Below are 14456 nucleotides of genomic sequence, written 5' to 3'. Positions count from 1 at the left end.
GCTGTTATGGGTGGCGTGGGTAGCAGTGCGCAGTAATCGGCGAGTTGCAGCCATTACCACTTTGGTCAGTGTGGCGACACCAAATGAACCTGTTACCGAAATAGTAATATCCTCAGCGACTGCAATATTAAGCGCTGCAATTGCTTGCCTTAATCGCTCGGCAAATAATCTAGCCTCAGATACTGTAGTTTGTGTTAAACATAACAAAAACTCTTCACCGCCATAACGATATAGTTGATCATAACTACGCAAGTGTGACTGTAGACATTTGACAACTGCAACGAGTACTTTATCCCCGGCAGCGTGGCCATATTGATCATTAACTGCCTTAAAGTGATCTAAATCTAACATCACTAATGCACAATGCTGTTCCTTACGTTTACATAAGGCTTGTTCTTTATGTAAATTAGCTAATAGATTGATACGATTAGTCGCGCCTGTTAACGGATCACGACTATGCATCAACTGATAAAACTCATCACTTATAGCAATAAATAATTCTCGTAATTCATCTAAATCATGATGAAACTGATCGAGTAAATCAACTGGCACAGCTTGTTTACTTGCTTTTAAAGACAGCAAACTTTTAGCACCTTGGTGCATTTTTATATGAGCATCACCTATTTTTGCAAATAAAGGATGGGAATTAAGTTTATCATCTGAAAGTGTCGCAAACCATTGACCAAACTGGCACTTTAAATGAGCATCGTCACGCAGGTCTTTGCTATTTGCTGGTGTATCTGCAATCAAGCTACGCAATAGCTGTTTGTACCACATGTCATGCCATTGCATTGCTTGTTCTATTTCCGCAATAATCAACGCCAATTGAGGGTTACTAAAAGTATATCTAGGCTGTTGCTTTGCGTTTTGATTAACGGGTGTAATGTTAGCCACATAGATAATTCATACTGGTTGGTATTTATTATAATATGCAATTAATCGCGCGATCTCAAATATTCGAAAAAATAACGACAGTTTTGCTAACGTTAACTGTAAAGCCCCTTTACATTCTTTTAATCAACTAATCGGTATCCCACCGCAGGTTCAGTAAGTAAATGCTTAGGGCTGGCAGGATTCACTTCAAGTTTTTGCCTTAGCTGCGCCACATGCACGCGAACATATTCAGGACGATTAATATACTGCTCTCCCCATACATGACTTAATATTGCATTATGCGTTAGCACTTTATCTTTGTTTTGCAACATCAACAGTAAAATTGCATATTCTTTTTTGGTGAGTTTAACTTCTTGCTGCGCCACTGTGACTGTGTGCTTGTGTGGGTCAATAGTAATGCTGCCGCATGTTAAAGCTAAACTCGTTTGCGTATTAGTACGTAGTAACACGCGAATTCGCGCCAGTAGTTCATTAGCACTAAAAGGTTTAGTTAGGTAATCATTAGCGCCATTATCAAGGGCGGTAACTTTTTCAACTTCACCGTCACGTGCTGAGAGCACGAGTACCGGTAACTGACTCCACTGCCTAAGTTCTAGTAGCCAATCTTGACCATCCATATCTTGTAAGCCTAGGTCTAATAACACTAAATCAAAGTGTTGCTCGCTCAAAAGCGCAAAGCCATCAAGCCCTTTAGCACTGATGCTCACTTGGTAACCACTGGCGGCTAATAGGGTTTTTAAAAAACTTTGCAATGGTGGCGAGTCTTCTAAAGCTAAAATATTAATCATTTAACTTACTCCATGCTAAGCAAGCGCTGGCACTTTGTTGTTGCTCATTGATGTCTAAAGTAAAACTACCGTGGTGAAATTTAGCGACCACATCACAAATTACACTGCCCAAGCCAACACCTTGATCGGTGCTTGATTGCAGTGAGCTTGCTAATCGATTGGTAATACGCAGTTGGTAGTCAATTTGCCGCGCATGTTGCTGATAACTAAAATAGAGCTTGGCGTGGCCATCGCCATAGCGGCTGGCATTTTCAAACATATTCGCCAGCGCTATTTCTAATAGTGTGACATCGCCTTGACAGCTCGAATTGGCATCAATATTTGTTGTTACCACAAAGTGTACTAATTGCTGTTGCCTACGTGCCTTTGCTTCGCTTAGCAAAGCTTGCAAGTTAATTGTTTGCCAGCACAGGTTTTCGCCCATTTTATTAACTCGGCTTAGTTCCATCACCTTGTCAAAATGCTGATTAAGAATTTTACTTTGCTCAAAAATATTACCCGCCTGCTCTTTTACTATCGCTTCACTGAGTGTGATCTCATCATCGGCCAACATGCTTGATGCGCCCATAATAGTTGCCAGCGGCGTGCGCAAATCATGGGATAAACTGCGTAATAATGCATTTTTAGCGCGCTCGAGTTCAGCTTGCACTGAAATAGCCGCCGACTGCTGCCTCAGTGAGGTTTTCTCATGTACCTGATACAGTAATGAAATGGCGGTATTTACGAAGCTCCTTTGTCCTTCAGACAATAACGTTGTAAAAGCAAAGCCACCCAAGCTATGCTCTTTATCACTTAATAGCATAAATTCGCCAGTCGGTTGCTGACGTGTTTGTTGAAACTGGCAAGTAATGGCTAAATGATCGCTAATAAGTTGCTGAAAATACTGCTTTTGCTCATCCAGTGTGTCTAAACTATTTAACCCTTTAGCTAGCTCATAAAGTGTTCGACTATTACTCGCGTGTAATTGCCCATCTCGCACTTTGGTGTTTAATTCACCCGCTAACTGGCTGATCATTAACCCCACTATGAGCATCACTAAAAAAGTGACTAAATACTCAATATTTTCAATATGAAAGGTAAAATACGGAGTAACAAAAAACCAATCGGTGCACGCCACACTGACCAAAGTGGTAATGGCTGCAACTCGCCGATTACTGCGCACTGCTACCCACGCCACCCATAACAGCTGTAGCATGACAATATCGGTGGTAGTAAACCAGTTTTTAAAAGGGTAAATGGCCATAACCACCAATAGTGGCATAACTAAACTAAGCAATAATGCCTTATACCAAAACGACTTTTCCCCTATTTTTTTCATCACAACCTTATTTATATAGATTAAGTGGCTAGATTACTGTCTTTTCACATTTGCCTCTATAAAGTTTTTATAAAGATTCTATAAAATTGTTCGTTAAACCTTTCTTAGGCTTTACAATCGTCGGCAATAATTTGCAAAAGGTTATCTTATGATAAACTGGAGAATCACATTACGATTACTGGCATTTCCAATTATTTGGATGGGCACTGTCCAGCTTATTTTTTCTACGCTGTCGTTGTTTATTTTTAAAGATCGTGTGATCGCAAGCTTTCTCATTCCTGGCTTAACAATGCTCACTACCGGTTTGTTAATTCTTGTTAATCTGAATAAAGCAAATCTTTCTGCGGCCAGTTTTAGGGATGCCTTAATTTATGCCACCGTCACTTGGGCTATTGCTGGTACGTTGGGGGCTCTGCCTATCGTTTTTATTACCGGTGTCAGTTTTACCGACGGCGTTTTTGAATCAATTAGTGCACTCACTACGACAGGGGCAACCATTTTATCTGGGTTAGATAATATGCCACCAACATTCTTACTTTACCGGCAATTTTTACAGTGGATGGGCGGACTAGGCATTGTTATCTTTGTGGTAGCTATTTTACCTATGCTCAATGTAGGTGGCATGAAGTTATTAAAGGCAGAAACGCCTGGCCCCATTAAAGATGAAAAACTGACTCCGCGCGTAGCCAGTACCGCCCATTATTTATGGGGTGTTTATTTGGTAATCACTGTGCTTTGTACTTTAGCTTATTATGCCGGTGGAATGAGTTTTTACGATGCTATTGCCCATGCCTTTACTACTGTTTCAACTGGTGGCTTTTCGACGCACGATGCCAGCATGTGGTTTTATCAAAGTCATTTACTGTTGTGGATATCAAATCTATTTATGATCGCAGGTGCGATTAATTTTGGTTTGCACTTTAGAGTCGCTTATAAAAAAAGTATTGGCAGTTATTATAATGATGAAGAAACCCGCTACTTTATTTATATTATTTTATTTTTGTCGGTGTTAGTTGCCGCCCTACTATTACTTAATGAAACCTATACGAACACTCTTGAAGCATTCAGCTTTGCAACATTTCATATTGTGTCTTTCATTACCAGCACCGGGTATGGATCTGCCAGTTTTACTGAATGGCCAGCAGTAACAGGCACTATCTTAGTGATTGCTGGTTATTTAGGAGGCTGTGCTGGCTCCACAGCCGGTGGTAATAAAATAATTAGAAATGTAATAGTCGCAAAAATTATCAACAAAAATATCAAACAATTACTGCACCCACGCGCTATTTTTACGATTAAATATCAAGACATTCCTGTAAAAGATGACATCCTTCACGCAATTATGGCGTTTATGACCTTTGCGGCAACGTCTAGTTTACTATTTACATTGATGTTAATGGCTACGGGTCTTGATTTTTGGAGTGCGTTTACTGCTGTAGCCGCATGCGTTAATGTACTTGGCCCTGGCTTTGGTGAAGTTGGCGCTAACTTTCAGCCTGTTTCAGACACCGGCACTTGGATACTCTCGGTCGCCATGATCGTGGGGCGGTTAGAATATTTTACTGTTTTTGCACTTTTTACTCATAGCTTTTGGAAAAAGTAACGAAGGAATACTATGGCACATTTTACAGTTATTGGTTTAGGCCGCTTTGGCATTGCAGCAAGTCTTGAGCTGATCCATTTAGGACACACAGTGACGGGCGTTGATAGCAACCCAAAACTCGCCGAAAAATATGTTGAGCACTTATCAGAGACAGTGGTATGCGATTCAACAGATGAAGCAGCGTTAAAAGAACTCGATTTAGCAAATAGTGAAGCTGTGTTAGTCGCGATTGGTGAAGATATGCAATCCAGCATACTGTGTACCTTGGCACTAAAAAACTTAGCCGTTAAGCAAATATGGGTTAAAGCAGGTACTAAAGCGCACCATACGATAATATCGAAGCTGGGCGTTACACGTATTATTCACCCCGAGGAAGAAATGGGAGTGCGTGTTGCGCAAGCGCTAAATTATCCAATGGTGAACGACTATATCTCCTTGGGTAATGGCTTATATGTTGTTGAAATTCATATCAAGGCACATTTGCAGGGGATGTCTTTAGGAGTGCTACTTAACGACATCAAAGGGGCAATCGATCCGCTACTGGTAAAACGTGGTAAACACACTTTTGTTAAACTCGATCATGACTTTATCTTACATGAACACGATGCATTACTGCTGTCAGGTAACCGCGCAGAATTAAAGCATATTGCCCCAAGGCTGGTATAAAACATGGTCCAATGGCACCCCTTAAAAACCCCAATTGAGCGAAAACCAAGGGGTAGTAGAAAACTGAACGCCGCACCGCCAGTGATTTTAAGTGCTGGTTTTATTATTTTGATAATACTCGGTGCAATCCTGCTCAAACTACCCTTTGCAGCACATATTCCGATCAGTTGGGAGCAAAGCTTATTTACTGCGACCTCTGCGGTGACCGTAACCGGACTCGTCGTAGTTGATACTGGCTCAGCATTCACAGGATTTGGACAAGCCATTATAGCGCTGCTGATTCAATTAGGTGGACTGGGGCTAATGACCTTTGCCGTAGTAACCTTAATTGCGTTAGGTAACAAAGTAGGGTTTTTACAAAAAACCGTTACCAAAGCGGCATTTAATCAAACTGATACGTCAACCTTAGTCAGCACCGCCAAGTCAGTATTGCTGTTTTCATTATTAGTAGAAACCTTAGGCATTATTATTCTCACCTTGTATTGGGGTCAAGAATTGGGCTGGTTAAAAGCCTTGTTACATGCGGTATTTTATACCATCAGTGCCTTTAATAACGCCGGATTTGCGCTTAGCCCTAACAGCTTGATGGAGTATGTGGCCGATCCGGTCGTCAACCTCACCATTACTGGTTTATTTATTATTGGTGGCCTTGGTTTCACTGTGTGGATGGATTTATACAAATCAAAGCGCTGGGCAGGGCTGTGTACTTACAGTAAGTTAATGATCATCAGCACCGTGGTTATTAACGTGGTGGCGCTGTTGCTTATTTATGCCATTGAATACAATAACCCCAATACCTTACAACCATTAAGTGAACTCGGTAAATGGTTAGCTGCGTGGTTTCAAGCAGTCACACCGCGAACCGCTGGTTTTAATACCCTCGCAATCGAAGAGCTACGCAATGCCAGTACTGCACTGACTATGATGTTAATGTTTATTGGTGGCGGCTCGCTCAGTACCGCCAGTGGTATAAAAGTGGTGACCTTTGTGGTGTTAATTTTAGCGACCTACAGCTACTTACGCCGCGATAAAGGCGTTACAGTGCTGCGTAGAGAAATTGATAAAGAAACCATTTACAAAGCATTGGCATTGACTATTATTTCAGCGGGAGTCACTTGGTTAGCTATTTTCACTTTACTCTTGGTAGAAGATGCGCCGTTTATTGATATAGCGTTTGAAGCGGTATCGGCAATTGGCACGGTGGGTTTATCCCGTGGGCTAACGGGTTCGTTATCGCCTATAGGAGAATTCATTATTATGTTCTTAATGTTTATAGGCCGGATTGGTCCCCTAACCATTGCTTACTTTTTAGCAAGCCCAAGAAGTAAAAAACTTCGCTATCCAAGCACCAAACTGTCTATTGGTTAATGCAGTTGAGCTCGTGGTGCGTTATTTTTAGCCCGAGCTCAACTATTTTACTGTGCCATAATGGTTATTCATATCAAATAAAAACTAAATGCCCGCCAATTCACGCTCAGTTATACACTCCCCTGATGCCATCTCAAATTCGCGGCAAACTAATGGGCGGTTTTCGTAGATTGAACACATTAACGTATTGCGATCAAGCGCTTGGCACCAGCCATCATCGGCGCGTTTCATCACTTCGCTGCCCCATTTATCATATTCAATATAATGAAACGGCACGCCAGTATCAGTCACAATACGTACCTCTAGCTGGCAACAACAGGCTTGGCAATTTGCACACGTTACAGGCTCTGGAGCTGATGTGATATTTTTAACGATAATAACGTTTTCATCGGGGTGAACAATGTGAGGCATAGAGGCTTACTGTTACGAATAAGCCTCTAGCATACCTGAGTGAGTTTAACGTGCCAGTAATTTCGCTTTTATTTCACTATAGCGTTGTTGCTCGCACAAGCCAAAACCGCTGAGCTGGCGGACTTTATTACGAGTAAATAACGGCACGCTCATCCCCGCTAAAAAGCGACACTGGGTTTCTATACCAATATTATTAACCCCTTTACTGGCTAGATGACTGAGTAACTCGTCAACCTTTTGATAAATTACAGCATCGTCAGCGAAGCGAGGTACTTGTGAATATTCAAGCGTTACGGCTTGTCCTCTGCATACTGAGCAATGCCCGCATTGCTCTGGCGCTTGATGGTCGTCAAAATAACGAGCAAGGTTATAGCTCAAACAGCTTTTTAGCTCAAAAAAGCGAATAAGCGCCGCAATACGTTTGATCTCAGCTTGCTCTTTATCCACAAAATAGCTGTGTAATTGCTGAGCCAACTCAGGATTATTGAGCACCTCATTATTTACTTGATAGACTTGGGTGATCCGCTTGGTTTCCAGCGCAATTAAATTCTTCTCGGCTAAATAATCAAGGGCTGCAACCACCCGTTTGCGATCCACCTGAGCGGCTTGGGTAAGCGTGTCAAAATTAAGTGTACCCCAGATTTTTTTAAACTGGGTATGGCTAAATATTAAATTTAAGAATTCTTGCCGAGCTGCATCAAAATGACTTAACAACATGGCTTTATCTTCTAAAAACTTATATTTAAAATCAGCGTAGTAAGCATAAAGTGGCGTTATCGCGCCTTGTATTTCTAATTGCACGAGCAAGGTTTTAAGCGCTAATTGACGAATATTACTATCACTTGAGAGACTGTATTCTTGCATCTCCCATTGCTGTTGTTGATCCTGATGTTGGCGAATATCGTTGATAACAAATTCAATCCCACTGAGTTCTGGGGTATCGCCATAAACAAAGTTTTCTACCGTATTTAAGCCATCTAAATTGGCTAAGGTATAACACTTTGCAGGCTGCCTATCTCGCCCTGCACGGCCAATCTCTTGGCTGTAGTTTTCAATCGACTTTGGTAAATCATAATGTATAACAAAACGGATATCTGATTTATCTATCCCCATACCAAACGCAATCGTGGCAACAACGACATTAATTTTACCCGCCATAAAATCATCTTGAATACCATAACGCAGAGTATCTTCAAGCCCAGCATGATAAGCCACAGCGTGTAAACCTTGGCGACTAAGTGCTTCAGCGACTTGCTCAGCTGTATGCTGCAAGGTCACATAGACAATTCCTGGGCCCGTTTGCTCGCGCACAATATTAGCCAATGTGCTTGCTTTATCAGCGCTTTTTACACTGAGTACCGATAAGTCTAAATTAGCCCGATAAAATCCGGTTTGTACAATGCACTCTGGGGTAATTGCAAAACGCTCACTCATATCACGTTTTACTTTTTTGGTCGCCGTTGCAGTTAACAGCAGCACCAATGGAATATTAAGTTCATCTCGGTATCGGGGCAGTTTTAAATAATCAGGCCTAAAGTTATGACCCCATTCAGAAATACAGTGTGCTTCATCAACCACCAGCATAGAAATAGCGATTTGATTAATAAACTCACGAAACCGTTCATTTTTAAACCGCTCCACCGACACCATTAAAATTTTAACTTTACCTGCACGCACATCGCTCATTACGGTGTGACTTTGCTCTGTAGTTTGGCTTGAATCTAAACTTGCGGCATAAATGCCTTTACTATTTAAAAAGCTGATTTGATCTTTCATTAATGCCAATAACGGCGAAACCACTAAGGTTAAATGCGGCAAATGCAATGCCGTTAATTGATAACACAATGATTTGCCAGAGCCAGTGGGGAAAATTGCCAATGAAGATTGATTGTTTAGCAGTTGCTCAATGGTTTGTTGCTGGCCTTGACGAAATTGATTAAAACCAAAATGCTGCTCAAGCGAGGAAAGTAGCGTGTCGTTCATAATATTCCCTTTATTATAATTCCCTAATAAAGGAAATTATAGTTTGAAAATTCAATACCTGCCATGGTAACTTTTTTTTGCTTTATTTTCTTGGCTTATCTATTTGTTCCCATTAAATTTACTGACAAATCAATTTAAAAGGCGCATTATTAACTGGTTGCTTGACAAGGTATTTTAAAGCTTTTTGTCTGCTCAATACCTAAGTGTTCTTCGCCTTGAGCCACCATAAGAGTGTTTAGGTATAATTCTTTTGAGGGCAACGTAATGATAACTACACATCCTAAAATCGTCATCATCGGTGGTGGCGCAGGCGGCTTAGAGCTCGCAACGCAATTAGGACATAAACTAGGAAAGAAACAGCACGCAGATATTCTACTCATAGATAAAAATCGCACTCATATTTGGAAGCCGTTACTGCATGAAGTAGCTACGGGATCTATTGATGCCGATTTAGATGGTGTAGTTTACTCAGCCCATGCTGCAAAGCACCATTACAATTTTCAACTTGGCACTTTTTGTGACCTCGATAACACCAATAAAACCATTACTTTAAGTGCTTTAAATGATGAATTGGGTCATCAAATTTTGCCACAACGCACCGTCCATTATGACTACCTAGTCATTGCCATCGGCAGTGTCAGTAACGACTTCAACACCCCTGGTATTAAAGAGCATTGTTTTTATCTTGATTCAAACCAACAGGCCGAACGTTTTCAACACGCGCTACTCGATAACTTTACCCGCTTACACCAAGACGACGACCCACAACATGCCTTAAATATCGCCATTGTTGGCGGTGGTGCAACGGGAGTCGAGCTTTCGGCTGAACTTTACCATGTATCCGATCTATTAAAACTTTATGGTTTGACCAATATGTCGGCCAAACGTTTACATATTCACCTAATTGAAGCTGGCCCACGAATACTACCCGCTTTACCGGATAGAATTGCTAATTCTGCAAAACGAGAGCTATTAAAATTAGGCGTCACCGTGCGTGAAAATACTCAAGTTAAGCAAGCCACTGAGCAGGGTTTTATCACTAAAGATGATGAACACATTAATGCCGATATCATGGTCTGGGCAGCTGGCGTTAAAGCCCCTGACTTTGTTAAAGAACTAGGAGTTTTTGAGCTCACCCGTAATAATCAAATAATGGTCAATGATTTCCTACAGAGTAACGTTGATGAGCGAATTTATGTATTGGGTGATTGCTGTGCATTTACCCAACAAGATGGCAAACTCGTGCCACCGCGCGCGCAGTCGGCTCACCAAATGGCGCAATGTGTTGAAAAAAACTTAATCGCGACTTTACGCCAACAACCCCTCCGCGGATTTGAATATAACGATCATGGCTCGTTAGTTAATTTATCACGCTACAGCACCGTAGGCAGTTTAATGGGTAACCTCACCAGCAATAGCTTTTTTATTGAAGGTAAAATTGCCCGCTTTATGTATATATCACTGTATCGTATGCACCAACGCGCCATTCATGGCAGCGCAAAAACCTTTGCATTGTGGATCAGCGAAAAAGTGTTGCGGGTGGTAAGACCGAAAATGAAGCTGCATTAATACAACTCATGGTGGTATCGCTAAAGTTTGCTCATAGCGGGCACTTATTTGCGCATATTCACCTGAGCGACGAATATTCTGCAGTCCTCGGTTAAAAGCACTAATAATTTGCTTGGCCTGAGGATGGGATTTGTGTACGCCTATATGTAACGCACGGGTGATTAAAACGGGTTGTAAGATAGTTAATTCAGCTAATTGGCTATCTTGCATTATTTCATAACGCGCAGCCCAACTATCGGCTAGAGCAACATCCACACGGCCTTTTTGCACTTGTTCTAAGCAAGCATGCAAATCATTTAACTGCACCACCGTAAGCCCTTTAATTGTTTGCAAAAAATCATGATAGCCATAGCCACGAATAGTACTTATTGTTAAGTGCTGTAAACTGTCGGCACCAGTAAAATTTATAGCTAACGTGTTTTTAGTAATGACGCTTAGTTGATTGTCAAAATATGGGTCACTAAATAATATTGTTTCAGCGCGCTGCGCTGTCCACCACAACGCAGGGATCAGATCAATTTTCGTTTGTTCTAACATTCGAATGGCGCGACTAAATGGCGCAACTTGCATGTTAAATTCAATCCCCTGATCAGCAAAAACGGCGCCAACTAATTCATCTGTAAGACCTGTACCATCTTTCATAACATAAGGAGGCCACTGACTATGAGCACCGACTAATGGCGTAGTTTGCGGTTGGGCTAATACAAGGGAAGGACAGTGACCCACCAGCAACAAAGCAATTATAAGTCTAATCATCGGACTAAGGCCAAATGTTATAATTGTAAAGTGTAGACTAATAAACACTCAGCTGTATATGCAGACAGAGCTGCAGCCTTTCTAGTCATAGCGTAAATAGCACATTCAATTGTGTATCCGTTTATCGCGTATTTCTCTATAATACGGCATTTTTGAGGGGCACTCACTTGAATATTCTCACGCTTTCATTACTTTCGCTCGCTATGTCGACTGATGCCTTTGCAGCATCTATCGGTAAAGGTGCCAGCTTGAAAAACCCGCGCCTTATCAATGCGCTAAAATTAGGCCTGATTTTTGGTTGTATCGAAGCTATTGCGCCACTTATTGGCTGGTTTATTGGCAGCGCAGGTTCAGCTTACGTCGCAGCGTGGGATCATTGGATAGCCTTTGTATTACTGGTTGCGCTAGGTGTTCATATGCTTATTGAAAGCGCAAAAAAGAGCGATGCACAACCACAACCAGAAACTAAAAAACGTACTTTACTCGCCACCTTACTGACCGCTGTTGGCACCAGTATTGATGCGATGACAGTGGGTATTAGTCTGGCATTTTTAAACGTTAATATTTACTTAGCTGCGGCCATGATAGGCCTTGCGACCACAATAATGGTCACCATAGGCTCACTGCTTGGCCATGTAATAGGTGCTATGGTTGGCAAAAAGGCCGAAGCGTTTGGCGGTATCGCTCTTATTATTATTGGTATTTGGATTTTATATTCACACCTAAGCGCAGGCTAATATTTACAGGTTATTGTTGTGGCGTTGCTGGCAGCACCGGTAAAAAGTAAGCAATTAATGGTTGCTCTGCATTTGATCTGCAGTATACAAATTTGTCTTCAAATTTTAACATTTCCCCTGTAAATTAGGATAAACCAACTAAAAGGAATGATGCTATGACGGCTAAAACGCTGATTTTCAACTTTGATGGTACCGGCAGTGAGCCCCGTGATGCCGAGCAGTTCAGTTCTGCACATTTTAAAGAAGATGCCAGTATCACCAATATCCTTAAACTACATTTGTTATTTGGCGGCGCATTAAATAACGAACCTCACACTCCATTTGCTAACCAACTTAGTTTTTATTACCAAGGAATTGGTACCCAAGGCAGTCGTTTTAAACGGTTACTTAATCAATCATTTGCGCCCCGAGGCGATGACGTTGCCAGCATTTTAAATCGCGCTATCAATGACTTTAACAGCTATTATCAAGTTGGCGATAGAGTGTTATTAACCGGTTTTAGTCGTGGTGCAGCGCTTGCTCGACGCTTTGCGAAATGCCTAGAGCCACTGCTCAGCACAGACGTTTATTTATGTGTCTTTGATACCGTTGCCTCAATTGGTTTATCTAAAGTAACTAAAGCCACCCGGGGTGCTGAGCATGTTATTTTTGAAAACTATACCCTGGCAACAAACATAACCACGGCGCTGCATTGTGTCGCACTGGATGAAAAACGCCGCGCATTCGAGCCAACCTTAATTAACTATGCTCCCCATGTTCACGAAATTTGGTTTGCGGGTGCCCACTCTGATGTTGGTGGTGGCTACTACCGCGATGGGTTAGCCGATATTTGCTTACGTTATGCCTTAGAGTGGTTAATAGAACAACCTCTGCAGCTGCATTTACTCACTAGCGCACAAATTGACTACAGCATATTATTACCATCAGAGCATAACGCTTTAATTGCCCAAGATGATATGACTATTACCCCCGATCCACTGGCGCTCAGCCATCAACAAAATTACTTTTGGTTTAATCCATTATTTAAACTGATTGATAGAGAATGCTGCGTATTAGTTGATAACGAACAAAGTGATTTAACCCCCCTCGTCCATCAAAGCGTGGCTGAGCGCATTAATCGCTTAACCAGTTACCGACCTGAGTCACTGAAAAGTCTCAAATACCAAGTGCTGTATAGTGATGATACTACCCTTACCTTTACCGGTTTAAGCCCACATATTGCGCTCGATAAGCAACATATGACACTCCTAGCCCAAGCTGAGAGTAAAGATATTATGGTATATGGTGCAGAGCCTTATAATCACACTGGCTTAATGCTAGAGCAAGGCGGTACCTATCGTTTTACCCCCTACCCTGAACAAGTTTGGTATGACGACGGAGTCAGTTGCGGGCCACAAGGTTGGCATCGTGATAACGTGCAATTAGGCGTAAAAAAAATCCCCATGGCCTTACTCGAACCGTTTCGACGCTTGCCACACGCACAGTGGTTTGCATTAATTGGCGCTATTGATAACAACGATGACAACCTGTTTGAAATAGCCGGTGGCGCCGATATTAAAATCACCAGATCAGGAGAGTTTTGTCCTTTCGCTAATGATCTAAAGCGTTTTTATGGCGCTAATACGGGTCGTATAAAGGTTAAAGTGACGCGTTTAGGATAACTAGCACCACATGCTTAAGCTTACAACATTAAGCGATAACCGATACCCGCTTCGGTGATCAAATAACGTGGCGTGGTTGGATCATCGCCTATTTTATGGCGAATATGACTAACCACAATACGTAAATAATGAGTATTTTGTGCATGGCTTGGCCCCCAAATATGCTCTAACAGCTGTTTTTGGGTAATAACGCATTGTCGATGTTGAGCAAGCTTGGCAAGCACCGCATATTCTTTTGGAGTCAGCTCTACTAATTTGCCGTTACAGGTCACTAAACGCCGCGCTAAATCAACTTTTAAATGACCATCATCAAGTACAGAGGCGGTTTTATCTGGAAATCGGTCTCGCAGCTGGGCTCTCACCCGAGCTAATAACTCTTCCACGCTAAACGGTTTAGTAACATAATCTTGCGCGCCAATATCAAGGGCTTTGATTTTATCGAGATCCGCACTGCGCACTGATAACACAATCACCGGCACACTCGAAAAACTGCGAATTTCGGCTAATAGCTCTAAGCCATCGCCATCTGGCAAGCCTAAATCCAAAATAACTAAATCCGGTTGCTGGCGAACAGCTGCTGCCAACCCAGTACTCACTGATTCAGCCTCACAGACCTCATAACCGACACTTTTCAGTGCAATTCGCAACATTTTACGGATCTGAAATTCGTCATCTACAACTAAAATATGTGCCGACACGCAG

13 protein-coding genes are annotated in these 14456 nt (G+C 41.9%); 6 read left to right on the top strand and 7 right to left on the bottom strand.

What is annotated here, in order from left to right:
* From ENH88_RS09340 to ENH88_RS09330, 3 genes are all read right to left on the bottom strand, one after another.
* A partial coding sequence (locus ENH88_RS09340) for a diguanylate cyclase (protein ID WP_304181929.1) occupies positions 1 to 894 on the bottom strand: 894 nt, incomplete at its 3' end.
* A gap of 119 nt (positions 895 to 1013) precedes the next feature.
* A complete protein-coding gene (locus ENH88_RS09335; RefSeq protein WP_304181927.1) occupies positions 1014 to 1682 on the bottom strand; it encodes a response regulator in 669 nt (222 codons plus the stop codon).
* Positions 1675 to 3000, bottom strand: coding sequence for a DUF4118 domain-containing protein (locus ENH88_RS09330; protein ID WP_304181925.1), 1326 nt, complete (start codon positions 2998 to 3000; stop codon positions 1675 to 1677). The genes ENH88_RS09335 and ENH88_RS09330 overlap by 8 nt, the downstream gene beginning before the upstream one ends.
* A gap of 148 nt (positions 3001 to 3148) precedes the next feature.
* Between ENH88_RS09330 and ENH88_RS09325 the strand changes: the two genes are divergently transcribed.
* The 3 genes from ENH88_RS09325 to ENH88_RS09315 are packed head-to-tail and all read left to right on the top strand — an operon-like array spanning position 3149 to position 6637.
* On the top strand, positions 3149 to 4603 hold the full coding sequence (locus tag ENH88_RS09325) for a TrkH family potassium uptake protein (protein WP_304181923.1): 1455 nt from the start codon (positions 3149 to 3151) through the stop codon (positions 4601 to 4603).
* Between the two features lie 12 nt (positions 4604 to 4615).
* Positions 4616 to 5269 (top strand): potassium channel family protein, encoded by a 654-nt coding sequence (locus tag ENH88_RS09320; protein ID WP_304181921.1) that lies wholly within the window; start codon positions 4616 to 4618, stop codon positions 5267 to 5269.
* Between the two features lie 3 nt (positions 5270 to 5272).
* Positions 5273 to 6637 (top strand): TrkH family potassium uptake protein, encoded by a 1365-nt coding sequence (locus tag ENH88_RS09315; RefSeq protein WP_304181919.1) that lies wholly within the window; start codon positions 5273 to 5275, stop codon positions 6635 to 6637.
* 84 nt (positions 6638 to 6721) lie between these two features.
* Here ENH88_RS09315 and ENH88_RS09310 read toward each other — a convergent pair whose 3' ends face one another.
* A complete protein-coding gene (locus tag ENH88_RS09310) occupies positions 6722 to 7048 on the bottom strand; it encodes a YkgJ family cysteine cluster protein (protein ID WP_304181917.1) in 327 nt (108 codons plus the stop codon).
* 45 nt (positions 7049 to 7093) lie between these two features.
* The gene (locus tag ENH88_RS09305; protein ID WP_304181915.1) at positions 7094 to 9031 is read right to left on the bottom strand and encodes a RecQ family ATP-dependent DNA helicase; all 1938 of its coding nucleotides are present in this window, start codon (positions 9029 to 9031) and stop codon (positions 7094 to 7096) included.
* A 264-nt stretch (positions 9032 to 9295) separates the two neighbouring features.
* On the opposite strand from ENH88_RS09305, the gene ENH88_RS09300 reads away from it, so the two are divergent.
* The gene (locus ENH88_RS09300) at positions 9296 to 10600 is read left to right on the top strand and encodes an NAD(P)/FAD-dependent oxidoreductase (protein WP_304181913.1); all 1305 of its coding nucleotides are present in this window, start codon (positions 9296 to 9298) and stop codon (positions 10598 to 10600) included.
* 6 nt (positions 10601 to 10606) lie between these two features.
* Here the strand turns inward: ENH88_RS09300 and ENH88_RS09295 are convergent, their stop codons facing one another.
* Complete coding sequence (locus ENH88_RS09295; RefSeq protein WP_304181911.1) at positions 10607 to 11356, bottom strand: substrate-binding periplasmic protein; 750 nt, start codon at positions 11354 to 11356, stop codon at positions 10607 to 10609.
* A gap of 167 nt (positions 11357 to 11523) precedes the next feature.
* Here ENH88_RS09295 and ENH88_RS09290 point away from each other — a divergent pair, with 167 nt between their 5' ends.
* Positions 11524 to 12093 (top strand): manganese efflux pump MntP family protein, encoded by a 570-nt coding sequence (locus tag ENH88_RS09290; protein ID WP_304181908.1) that lies wholly within the window; start codon positions 11524 to 11526, stop codon positions 12091 to 12093.
* A gap of 155 nt (positions 12094 to 12248) precedes the next feature.
* Entirely contained in the window at positions 12249 to 13754 is a 1506-nt protein-coding gene (locus ENH88_RS09285) for a T6SS phospholipase effector Tle1-like catalytic domain-containing protein (protein WP_304181906.1), read from the top strand.
* A gap of 20 nt (positions 13755 to 13774) precedes the next feature.
* On the opposite strand, the gene ENH88_RS09280 is transcribed toward ENH88_RS09285, so the two are convergent.
* Positions 13775 to 14452, bottom strand: coding sequence for a response regulator (locus ENH88_RS09280; protein WP_304181905.1), 678 nt, complete (start codon positions 14450 to 14452; stop codon positions 13775 to 13777).
* Positions 14453 to 14456 lie beyond the last annotated feature (4 nt).

The sequence above is a fragment of the Pseudoalteromonas prydzensis genome (assembly GCF_011050055.1).
GTDB classification, from domain to species: Bacteria; Pseudomonadota; Gammaproteobacteria; order Enterobacterales; family Alteromonadaceae; genus Pseudoalteromonas; species Pseudoalteromonas prydzensis_A.
The sequence above is the reverse complement of the archived record's forward strand: the minus strand, read 5'-3'. Positions and strand labels throughout refer to the sequence as shown.

Excerpts from the sequence above, each read along its gene's own strand:
- ENH88_RS09335 (WP_304181927.1), bottom strand. The coding sequence starts at position 1,682 with ATGATTAATATTTTAGCTTTAGAAGACTCGCCACCATTGCAAAGTTTT.
- ENH88_RS09330 (WP_304181925.1), bottom strand. The coding sequence starts at position 3,000 with ATGAAAAAAATAGGGGAAAAGTCGTTTTGGTATAAGGCATTATTGCTT.
- ENH88_RS09325 (WP_304181923.1), top strand. The coding sequence starts at position 3,149 with ATGATAAACTGGAGAATCACATTACGATTACTGGCATTTCCAATTATT.
- ENH88_RS09320 (WP_304181921.1), top strand. The coding sequence starts at position 4,616 with ATGGCACATTTTACAGTTATTGGTTTAGGCCGCTTTGGCATTGCAGCA.
- ENH88_RS09315 (WP_304181919.1), top strand. The coding sequence starts at position 5,273 with ATGGTCCAATGGCACCCCTTAAAAACCCCAATTGAGCGAAAACCAAGG.
- ENH88_RS09310 (WP_304181917.1), bottom strand. The coding sequence starts at position 7,048 with ATGCCTCACATTGTTCACCCCGATGAAAACGTTATTATCGTTAAAAAT.
- ENH88_RS09305 (WP_304181915.1), bottom strand. The coding sequence starts at position 9,031 with ATGAACGACACGCTACTTTCCTCGCTTGAGCAGCATTTTGGTTTTAAT.
- ENH88_RS09300 (WP_304181913.1), top strand. The coding sequence starts at position 9,296 with ATGATAACTACACATCCTAAAATCGTCATCATCGGTGGTGGCGCAGGC.
- ENH88_RS09295 (WP_304181911.1), bottom strand. The coding sequence starts at position 11,356 with ATGATTAGACTTATAATTGCTTTGTTGCTGGTGGGTCACTGTCCTTCC.
- ENH88_RS09285 (WP_304181906.1), top strand. The coding sequence starts at position 12,249 with ATGACGGCTAAAACGCTGATTTTCAACTTTGATGGTACCGGCAGTGAG.